Source organism: Rhizobium sp. UFLA01-1127, from assembly GCF_059803845.1.
The window spans coordinates 1-9,226 of the sequence record NZ_JAUQTZ010000191.1 but is presented as its reverse complement, the minus strand read 5'-3'; the positions used below and the strand labels follow the sequence as shown (position 1 = coordinate 9,226).

11 protein-coding genes are annotated in these 9,226 nt (G+C 61.2%); 6 read left to right on the top strand and 5 right to left on the bottom strand.

Annotation, left to right across the window (positions count from 1 at the left end; all coding sequences use genetic code 11):
* Positions 1-1,363, bottom strand: a 1,363-nt coding sequence (locus Q4Q11_RS29250; protein WP_498571661.1) for a Y-family DNA polymerase, incomplete at its 3' end; no start/stop codon positions are given.
* Between the two features lie 40 nt (positions 1,364-1,403).
* Positions 1,404-2,375 carry an ImuA family protein gene (locus Q4Q11_RS29245; protein ID WP_498571660.1) on the bottom strand — a complete coding sequence of 324 codons (972 nt, stop codon included), beginning with the start codon at positions 2,373-2,375 and terminating at the stop codon, positions 1,404-1,406.
* 163 nt (positions 2,376-2,538) lie between these two features.
* Here Q4Q11_RS29245 and Q4Q11_RS29240 point away from each other — a divergent pair, with 163 nt between their 5' ends.
* Positions 2,539-2,976 carry a metallopeptidase family protein gene (locus Q4Q11_RS29240; RefSeq protein WP_113213388.1) on the top strand — a complete coding sequence of 146 codons (438 nt, stop codon included), beginning with the start codon at positions 2,539-2,541 and terminating at the stop codon, positions 2,974-2,976.
* Between the two features lie 63 nt (positions 2,977-3,039).
* Here Q4Q11_RS29240 and Q4Q11_RS29235 read toward each other — a convergent pair whose 3' ends face one another.
* Together Q4Q11_RS29235 and Q4Q11_RS29230 are read right to left on the bottom strand one after the other, a co-directional pair.
* The gene (locus tag Q4Q11_RS29235) at positions 3,040-3,246 is read right to left on the bottom strand and encodes a DUF1737 domain-containing protein (protein ID WP_113223132.1); all 207 of its coding nucleotides are present in this window, start codon (positions 3,244-3,246) and stop codon (positions 3,040-3,042) included.
* Between the two features lie 37 nt (positions 3,247-3,283).
* Positions 3,284-4,213: an HpcH/HpaI aldolase/citrate lyase family protein gene (locus tag Q4Q11_RS29230; RefSeq protein WP_113223133.1), complete on the bottom strand. Its 930-nt coding sequence runs from the start codon at positions 4,211-4,213 to the stop codon at positions 3,284-3,286.
* Positions 4,214-4,324: 111 nt separating this feature from the next.
* On the opposite strand from Q4Q11_RS29230, the gene Q4Q11_RS29225 reads away from it, so the two are divergent.
* From Q4Q11_RS29225 to lpxE, 5 genes are all read left to right on the top strand, one after another.
* Complete coding sequence (locus Q4Q11_RS29225) at positions 4,325-4,561, top strand: hypothetical protein (protein WP_112505073.1); 237 nt, start codon at positions 4,325-4,327, stop codon at positions 4,559-4,561.
* Between the two features lie 181 nt (positions 4,562-4,742).
* A complete protein-coding gene (leuD, locus tag Q4Q11_RS29220) occupies positions 4,743-5,351 on the top strand; it encodes a 3-isopropylmalate dehydratase small subunit (RefSeq protein WP_112505076.1) in 609 nt (202 codons plus the stop codon).
* Positions 5,352-5,544: 193 nt separating this feature from the next.
* Positions 5,545-6,363: a sugar phosphate isomerase/epimerase family protein gene (locus tag Q4Q11_RS29215; protein ID WP_498571659.1), complete on the top strand. Its 819-nt coding sequence runs from the start codon at positions 5,545-5,547 to the stop codon at positions 6,361-6,363.
* A 429-nt stretch (positions 6,364-6,792) separates the two neighbouring features.
* A complete protein-coding gene (leuB, locus tag Q4Q11_RS29210; protein ID WP_113213382.1) occupies positions 6,793-7,905 on the top strand; it encodes a 3-isopropylmalate dehydrogenase in 1,113 nt (370 codons plus the stop codon).
* A gap of 201 nt (positions 7,906-8,106) precedes the next feature.
* Complete coding sequence (gene lpxE / locus Q4Q11_RS29205) at positions 8,107-8,850, top strand: lipid A 1-phosphatase LpxE (protein WP_113213421.1); 744 nt, start codon at positions 8,107-8,109, stop codon at positions 8,848-8,850.
* 161 nt (positions 8,851-9,011) lie between these two features.
* On the opposite strand, the gene Q4Q11_RS29200 is transcribed toward lpxE, so the two are convergent.
* A partial coding sequence (locus Q4Q11_RS29200) for a hypothetical protein (RefSeq protein ID WP_498571658.1) occupies positions 9,012-9,226 on the bottom strand: 215 nt, incomplete at its 5' end.

Sequence of the window (9,226 nt, the reverse complement as noted above, 5' to 3'; positions counted from 1 at the left end):
GGAACAGCCAGAAACGATGCCCCTCCTCATCCTCGACCTGGAAATAATCGCGGGCAGGCTCTTCCTTTTCCTCGACCCACCATTCCGCCGAAAGCCGCTCCGGCCCTTCGGCCCGGCTGACCCGATGCATGACCCGTCGCCAGCGGAACTGCCGGGGAGGGCCATCGGGCACTTCGGCGGCAATAGCTTCGATCGGTTCCGGCATGCGAAACAGCCGCAGCGGCCGTTCGCCGCGGAGGAAGCCATGCCCGGCATCCTCCTTACCTGTGCGTCGCATCGAAGCGAGGAGGGTCATGGCCGGCAGCGGCCGTACGGCCCGCTCGGGGATATGGCTCTGCCGCAATTCGAAGCCCTGCAGGCAATCCGGTCCGAGCCGTGCGGCCACCCGATCGACAAAGGCTGAAAGCGAACTATCCTGGCGGCCCTCTCCGACGAAATCGCCCTGCATCGCATCGAAAGCCGCATGTTGAAGCACATTGAGACGGACGATCTCGAAGCCGTAGCCGACATCGAGATCGTCATGAATGGCGCCGAAGCGCTCTGTGAACAGGCTGGCGATCCGGCTTGGTTCCCGCAGCGGCTGCGATGCGCCGGCGGCAACGCGGAAGACCGCTCCATCCACACGGAAAAGCAGAAGTTCGAAGGAACGGCCGCCGACACCTCGCGCTTCCAACGCCGGCTTCAGCGTTTCGGCAAGCCGGCCGGCCAGCTGCAGGATATCGGCTTCCGCCTGCACCGGTTCGGGCAGCCGCCGCTCGGCCGACAATTGCGCGACCGGCCGGCGGGGCGAAATCGGTTCCTCGGCAAGGCCGACGGCCTGGTCGAGCCGCAGCAGCAGCTGCGCACCGAAACGGCGGGCAAGCGGCGCGCGTGGTGCAGCCAGAAGGTCTCCCACCTGCTTCAGGCCCATCTTCTGCAAGGCTGCGACGGTCTCCTCACCGAGTCGCAGAGACGCCACCGGCAGGGGCGCCAGGGCTTCTTCCATGGCTTCCGGAGGAACGATGCGGCTATCGTCGAAGCGGGCCACGGCCCAGGAGAGGCCGGGCGAGGAGGAAATGGCACCGCGCACATCGAAGCCCAGCCGGGAAATCCGGATGAGGATATCCTCCAGCAGCGCCTCTTCGCCGCCGAAGAGATGGGCGCAGCCGGTAATATCGAGAAACAGTCCATCCTTGCCGTCGATCGCCACCAGCGGCGTATAGCGGTCGCACCAGTCGGCGATTGCTTCCAGAAGCTTGCGATCCGCCGCTGGATCTTCTTCGATTACATCGAGATCGGGACAGATCGCCTTCGCCTCGGCCACGCCCTGGCCCGCCTTCAAGCCGATCGTCTCCGCCCGCTCGTTGAGTGCGGTCAGCCGCATGGCGTTGTTGAGCTTGCCGGCACAGGCGAGCGGCGGTGCCTCAAGCCGGCCTGTCGAACGCCAGGACAGACCCCACCGCTTGCGCGCGATCCGGTCGGTCGGCAGATGCGGAAAGGTCAGCGCCAGAATGCGCTGCGTGTTCGCCGGGAAAGGCAGGGCATTGAATGTCGAGGATAGGGGCAAAGCGGCGGTCATGGGCATTCCACTCCAGGGTTATGGAAAGAGGCGCCGGGTTGCGGCTCTTTTCCAAGGTCAGACGAAAGGCCGGGTGACCGATGCTGCCGCCAAGCACCGATCCGTCCGGCAGGGGCCGCGCCGGCGCCGGCGCGGGTTCGACGGAAAAGCGGAAGAGGGCGCTGCTTGCTTCCTCCTCGCCTCCCTGTCGCAACAGAAACAAGGGCCGCCCCGCCGCCTTGGCCCTCAACGCCAGCCGCCGGCTTTCGGTCAGACCGAAACGGGCGGGATTGCCGCGCACTTCCAGAATGACGACGGCAAAGGCAGCACTGCCAAGAGCCGCTTCCGCCACCCAGAGCGCATCGTCGAGCTTGCGCGGCGTTGCCTGCAGGAAAGCCTGAGACTCCAGCCCGAAATCCCTGATGCCGATGGCATAAGGCAGGCCAGCCTCCATCGTCGCAACCGTATCGCCGATCCACAGGACGCGAGACTTGGCCGCGGCCGTATCCGATGCTCGCGCATGCAGCCTCGCCGCAAGCGCAAGTGCAAAGCCGCTCGCAGCCCCGGCATCGCGCAGGCCGAGCGAACGGATTTCCGTCAGCGCATCGAGCGGCAGACCGCCTTGCAGCGCCGCATCAAGCTCGTCGACACCGATCGGAAGGAGCGGCTGCGCAAGCGTAGGCTGGAGCTTTGCAATGTCTGCCGTCCCCCCGGCCGGCGTCTGTGCCAGCGTTTCATGCGCCGCCGCGGCCAGTGCCGGTATCGGCCTGCCTTCCAGTCGAGCAATGGTTTCACGCAGGGCAAAAAGCGTTTCCCGCGCCACGGCAGCCTCGGCCATGACGTTCACTCCAGATCGATAATGTTCCTGTTATGTTCTTATGGATTCCAGAGGTCGGAAAAAGAGTCAACACCATTTTATAAGAAAATATTCCTTTGTCCGAATCCGCTCTCGTAAAAGCAGCGCAAAGTCTCTATATGACCAGCCAAGGAAGGAAGCATTCATGGCTCGCATTGACCAGAGCGAAGATTGGCGGGACCGCCACGCGCCCTCAATCAGCGCATTCGAATCTCTGGCTATGGAGGCCTACAGCCACCTGCCGGACGAATTTCGCTCGCTCACCGGCGACCTCGTCATCCTCATCGAGGATTTCCCCGACGACGAAGTGTTCGAAGACATGGCGCTGGAAACGCCTTTCGACCTGCTCGGCCTCTTCGAAGGCCGCGGCATCTCGGAGCGCTTCACCGCCCAGACCGGGGACATGCCGAACAAGATCCGCCTCTACCGCCGGCCGATCATCGATTATTGGGCTGAAAACGATGAAACCCTCGGCGACATCATCACCCATGTCCTGATCCACGAGATCGGCCATCATTTCGGCCTGAGCGACGAGGATATGGAGCGTATCGAAGCGAGCGCCGAGGAAGCGACGGATCGGTGAGACCAACCCGGCCGCAAAGCGACCGGGGAAATTATAAATCTTCGACGAGATCTGTCCCGGCGCTTACTGCTCCGAAAGCTTCATTTCCGGATCGTAATCCTTGCCGGCGACTTCCTTGACGACAGCCTGGCCGCACTCCATCCGGCCGGCCGCTGCATTGAAGGCATAGGTCGGTGAGCCCGACAGCTCCCAGCCCTTGTTCAGCGCCGCAGTCACCTTGTGGCAGAAGGATGCATCATCGGGGCCGGTGAGGAAGCGATAGAGTTTCATCAAGGCATCTTTCTTATTTGGCCAGACAATTTGACCATCAGACGTCGGTGCGAGGCGTTGTGGCCGCGCCGGAACGCTGCGCGATCAGGCGGGCTTTATGAACCAGTCTTTCCGCCTGGACAAGGTGCAGCCGCTCCACCATCCGCCCGCCGATATTCACGACGTTGAGAGTTTCGGCGCCCGGTTCGGCAAAGGCGGCGATAATCGCTTCGGCCTCGGCAATGGCGGCTTCATCCGGGCCGAAGTGCCGATTGGCCATCTCGATCTGGCTCGGATGGATCAGCATCTTGCCGACAAAGCCCATGGCAATACCCTGGCCGCATTCGGCCGCGAATGCCTCCGCATCCCTGAAGTCGTTGAAGACGCTGTCGATAGCTTCGAGCCCATAGGCACTGACCGCCAACATCACCTGCATCAGCCAGGGCACGACATAGCTGCGGCCGGGCAGCGGCAGAACGCCCGTTTCCTTTCTGAGGTCGTTGAGACCGACGACGAAGCAGTCGAGCCGGCTGCCGGCGGTACGACCTGCCCCGGCGATCGCGGCCGCATTCAGGATGCCGCGCGGCGTCTCGATCATCGCCCAGATGCGCAGGCTTTCCGGCGCATCGGCTTCTGCAAGCCGGTCGCCGACACCAGTCACGTCCTGCGGCTCGTCGACCTTCGGCAGCAGAACCGCATCCGGTTCCAGCGCCACGACCAGCGCCAGATCGTCGGCCCCGAAATTGGAAGAAAGCGCGTTGATGCGGATGATCCGCTCCTTGCCGGGAAGCGGCGATGCAGCGAAGAATGCCCGCAAGTTGTCGCGTGCCTCGGCCTTCTTCTCCGGCGAGACGGAATCCTCTAGATCGAAGATGACGGCATCGCAATCGAGGCTCGAAAGCTTATCCAGCGCGCGGCGGTTGATGGCGGGAACGCTTAGGACCGAACGGCGCAGACGGGCAGGGCGGGAAGGGGAGATTTCGCTCATAGTACCGTTTTGCCGCGCTTTTAATCGGCAGGCAAGTCAACAAAAAGCCATGCTCCTCTTGCAGATGACAGTGAAGAAGACCACATTCCTGGGAGTAGAGAGGTCTCGACCATGCAGAATATCCGTTCCCTGTTCATCGCGCTTGCCGGTATCACCGTGTTTGCAGCCATGGCGCTGCTTACCGTTTCGGTCACGCTTGCCGTCGGCGGTATCCTGACCGTGCTCATGGCGGCGCGTGCGATTTCGCTGCGCATGAAGCCGGCGCCGGTGCATGCCAAGGCCAAGACGAACGGCCAGCGCGAAATGCGCATCTGGAACGACGGTCGCGGCACCATCATCGATCTCTGAGATTGAAGGCAGGGCGGCCTACGCGCCGGCCGATCTGTCCGAGTTCTGGTCGTGTCGTGAAGGGCAAGGACGGCGACAGCGCCGCGTTTTAGAGCATTTCCAAGATTCTCCTTCATTTCGGGCCAGATTTGCTCTATTGGCAGGATAATTCGTGCTTAGACGAGAATGAAGGCAGGACCCCATGGACAAGTTCGTGAAGTTGACCGGCGTCGCAGCGCCCCTCCCGGTCGTCAATGTCGATACCGACATGATCATCCCGAAGGATTATCTGAAGACCATTAAGCGCACCGGTCTCGGCAAGGGGCTCTTCGCCGAAGCCCGTTACAATGAAGATGGTTCGCCGAACCCGGATTTCGTGCTGAACAAGCCGGCTTATCAGAACGCCAAGATCCTCGTCGCCGGCGACAATTTCGGCTGCGGCTCCTCGCGTGAGCATGCTCCCTGGGCGCTCCTCGACTTCGGCATCCGCTGCGTCATTTCGACCAGCTTCGCCGACATCTTCTACAACAACTGCTTCAAGAACGGCATCCTGCCGATCAAGGTCAGCCAGGAAGATCTCGACAAGCTGATGGACGACGCCTCGCGCGGCTCCAACGCCATCCTGACGGTCGATCTGGAAAACCTCGAAATCACCGGCCCGGATGGCGGTTCGCTCAAGTTCGAACTCGATGAGTTCAAGCGTCACTGCTTGCTGAACGGCCTCGACGATATCGGCCTGACGCTGGAAAAGTCTTCGGCGATCGACACTTTCGAAAAGACGAACGCCGCATCGCGCCCCTGGGCCGCCTGATCGGTCCATCGTTATCTCCAGCGTTTCGAAGCCGGGTCTTGAGCCCGGCTTTTTTCATGCCGAAATAAAAGACACCATCTTTCCCACCCGCTGTAATACGATCGACAAGAAGGGGGTTCATACAGGCGTGCCGAGACCCTTCGGGCCTCCTCTCTCCCGCCCTTAAATCCTCTCCACGCAATGGAGCTCCTCCATGACCTCCCTTCCCATTGTCGGCGCCGCCATGACGCTCGACGACGTCGAAATCCATCGCAACTGGCTGCTCGAAAAGCCGCGCGACCTGGAGCTGCAGAGCTTCGTCGAAGCCGAAATCCTCAACGGTGATTGGCAGCCGCTTGCCGAGCGTGCCCGCAAGCTGCTCGATGGCCATCAGGGCCGGCTCGGCATCCACGGCCCATTCTGGGGCTTCGTCATTGCCTCGCAGGATCCGGATATCCGCGCCGTCGTCACCAAGCGCCTGCTGCAGGCCCTCGACGTCTGCGCCAATATCGGCGCCACGCAGATGGTCATCCATAGCCCCTATACGTCGTGGTCCTACAACAATCTCGACAACAACAAGGGCGAACGCGAGAAGATCATCGAATACACGCATCTGACGCTCAAGGATGCCGTCAAGCGCGCCGAAGACATCGGGCTCACCATGGTCATCGAGAATATCGAGGACAAGGACCCCCATATCCGCGTCGGTCTTGCCGACAGCTTCTATTCGTCCGCCGTCGCCGTTTCCATCGATACCGGCCATGCCCATTACGCCCATAGCTACACCGGCGCTCCGCCGGTCGACTACTATGTCCACGCCGCCGGCAACCGTCTGCAGCATGTCCACCTGCAGGATGCCGACGGCTATGCCGACCGCCATTGGAGCCTTGGCGAAGGCAATATCCACTGGCGCGCCGTCTTTGCCGCCCTTGGCAAGCTTAACAGCAATCCGCGCCTGATCATCGAGATCAAGGACAAGTCGAAGATCCCGGCATCATCAGCCTATCTCGCTTCGCTCGGACTGGCTGAGTAAGCGGATCAATCACCCGCCCTTGTGGTTCGAGACGGCCCTTCGGCCTCCTCACCATGAGGGCTAATCTACTCATCAGGCTTTCAGCTCATTACGCCCTCAATCCTGACTTCCGGTCCAAGATTACCCAACTTCTGCCATTGGCTGCATTGAGTGATCAATCCTTTTCCACCGCTTCCAAATCGGGGCCACCCTCGTCCTTCGAGGCTCCGCCTTTGGCTGTGCTCTTCAGAATGAGGGTGGAATTGACTCCAGCGAGCGCAAAAGACCGGCCCTCACCCTGAGTAGGCCTGTAAGGCCGTCTCAAGGGCGAGGGTGGGCGGTTGCTCTCAAAAGCCCGAAAACCGTACCGTTTCGGCCTCTTCCTCGCTTGAAAAGCCGCATTTGCAGGTCTAAAAACCCCGCAACTTTTTCTTTCGCGGAGGCTTTCCCATGACAGTGCGCAATCTTTTCCTCCTGCCGGGCGACGGCATCGGCCCCGAGGCCATGGGCGAAGTTCGCAAGATCATCGCCTATATGAACGAAGCCAAGAATGCCGGCTTCGTCACGGACGAGGGCCTTGTCGGCGGCTGCGCCTATGATGCGCATGGCGCTGCCATCTCCGAAGAGGACATGCAGAAGGCGCTTGCCGCCGATGCCGTACTCTTCGGCGCCGTCGGCGGTCCGAAGTGGGATTCGGTACCCTATGAAGTGCGTCCGGAAGCCGGCCTGCTGCGCCTGCGCAAGGATCTCCAGCTTTTCGCAAACCTGCGCCCGGCCATCTGCTATCCGGCGCTGGCATCGGCTTCCTCGCTGAAGCCGGAGCTGGTCGACGGTCTCGACATCCTCATCATCCGTGAACTTACCGGCGGCGTCTATTTCGGCGAGCCGAAGGAAATCATCGATCTCGGCAACGGCCAGAAGCGCGGCATCGACACCCAGGTCTACGACACCTATGAGATCGAGCGCATTGCAGGCGTCGCCTTCGAACTGGCGCGCACCCGCAGCAACCGCGTCTGCTCGATGGAAAAGCGCAACGTCATGAAATCAGGCGTGCTCTGGAACCAGGTCGTCACCGCCACGCATAAGGAAAAATATGCCGACGTGCAGCTCGAGCACATGCTCGCCGATGCCGGCGGCATGCAGCTCGTTCGCCAGCCGAAGCAGTTCGATGTCATCGTGACGGACAACCTGTTTGGCGACATGCTCTCCGACGTCGCCGCCATGCTCACTGGCTCGCTCGGCATGCTGCCGTCGGCTTCGCTCGGCGCACCCGACGCCAAGACCGGCAAGCGCAAGGCGCTTTACGAGCCCGTGCACGGCTCGGCACCCGATATCGCCGGCAAGGGCATCGCCAATCCGATCGCCATGATCGCTTCCTTCGCCATGTGCCTGCGCTACTCCTTCGGCATGGTTTCGGAAGCCGACGCGCTGGAAAAGGCGATCGCCAACGTTCTCGACAGCGGCATCCGCACCGGCGACATCATGTCGCCTGGCAGCCGCCAGGTCGGCACCGCCGAAATGGGCGATGCCATCCTCGCCGAATTCAAGGCACTGTCGGCATAAGTCGCCTGATATATTTCACGTGAAACAGGAAAGCCTCATTCTTCGCCGGAATGGGGCTTTTTCGTTGCAGCGAGGATAGGCTTGTCTGAGCTCACGATCGCCGCTTCGGCTCGTGTCGTCAATTTTTAGAAAATTAGAAAAACTGTAACAACAACCTGTTACCTGTCGAGCCGATTGGAAATTCGACAATAGGCGATGATTATGCAGGCGATCTTGACGTCTCTCGACAGACGTTGGCGGCGAACCAATGCGGCGCTTGCACCGTCTCACTGGAAAATCTGCCTTTTCCTAACCGCCAACATCGTCCTCCTCTCCGCCCTCCTGTTCGATTGGCCTGTCGGCGCGACCATCAAAAGCCTGTCGCCCTCCCTTCGGTTTCTCGGAGAAATGCTGACCAATTTCGGCGATTCCGGCTGGATCATCATCATCAGCGCTTTCCTCTTCTTCGAAGGCTGGGCCGGCAGCCGTCTGCTGCATTCGCCGCGCTGTCGCTGTCGGGCACTGCGCGTCTGTCAGATCGGCGGCTATCTGCTGACGACCATCGTGTTGTCGGGCCTTCTCGCCAATCTGCTGAAACGCGCCATCGGCCGCGCCCGCCCGACGCATTTTGCCGATTGGGGACCCTTTGGTTTCTCGCCCTTCAATGGTCGTGCCGGCTTCGAAAGCTTCCCGTCCGGCCATGCGACCACCATCGGTGCCCTGTTCGTGGCGCTTGCCTTCCTGTTCCCGCGCTATCGCTACATCTTTGCCGCCTGCGCCCTTTGGCTGGCGATCACCCGCGTCATGGTCGGCGCGCATTATCCGAGCGACGTCATCGCCGGCCTGGCGCTTGGCGGCTGGTTTTCCTTCATGACGGCGATCGTCTATTCCCGCTATGGCCTGCTCTTCCGCATGAACGAGACGGGCTGGCCGGCACCGAAATGGCGGCTGCTGAAAAGCAAGTGACCCTCTGATCATCCGAGGATAGCAAAGCCGTCGCCCACCGCCGGTAAAGCGAAAGGAAAGAGCGGCGGCTTTTGCACGCCGCAATGCATGGCCAGACCGTAAAGGTTGCCAAGGCCATTGCACATTCATATATCTGACGAGGGCGTGATCGCGAGAAGCGGTCAACCCGATTTCGTTTTTACTGCGATGAAAATCATGGATGCCGGGCCGATACGTTTGAGCGAAAGGCAGATGGGGTTGATCTCCCGGGCGCTCGCCGAACCGCGACGCGTGCAGATCTTGAAGGAGATCGGCACACGGGCCGAACCCATGCCCTGCAGCATCCTGAACGAATGCCACGCCGTCAGCGCAGCAACGATGTCGCACCACATCAAGG